General features: G+C 67.4%; 1 pseudogene. It reads left to right on the forward strand.

The window, feature by feature from the left end:
* A pseudogene (locus tag EN994_RS34655) lies at nucleotides 1-515 on the forward strand (helicase); the annotation flags it as partial.

Here is a 515-nt window from a genome sequence, read left to right on the forward strand (position 1 = left end):
GCGCTTCGGCGCCTACCATGTCTTCGTGCCGGCGCTGATCAAGCCGGCGCCTGCCGGGCTGGTGACGCTGCTGTGGGCGCTGAAGAACGACGGCAAGGACAAGCCAGGTTTTGGCGACGTGGTCCATGCGCTCGCCTCGGGTCGCACCTCGGTGGTCATCGACCCCGCCTTCGACAAGACCTTCTACAAGCTTGCCGGCTACCGCAATCTCGGCCGTCGCGCCGTGCGCATCGACATCCTGGAACGGCTGGCGGATCTGATCCGCCCGGCGACCAACTGGAAGCCCGGCCTCGGCCAGCGCCCGGACGGCGCCTATGACGGCCAGTCCTTCATGGTGACGCCGCCGATGATGTCGATCCTCGGCGCCACCGCGGACGACATGGAAGAGATCCTCAAAGGTCTCGGCTACCGTGCCGAGCCGAAGCCGGCCGTCGAGGTCAAGGCGCGGCTCGAAGCACAGGACAATGCCGCGCGCGAAGCAGCGATGGCGAAGCTTGCGGCGGAAGAGGCTGCAC

This window comes from Mesorhizobium sp. M7A.F.Ca.CA.002.09.1.1 (genome assembly GCF_003998555.1).
GTDB classification, from domain to species: domain Bacteria; phylum Pseudomonadota; class Alphaproteobacteria; order Rhizobiales; family Rhizobiaceae; genus Mesorhizobium; species Mesorhizobium ciceri.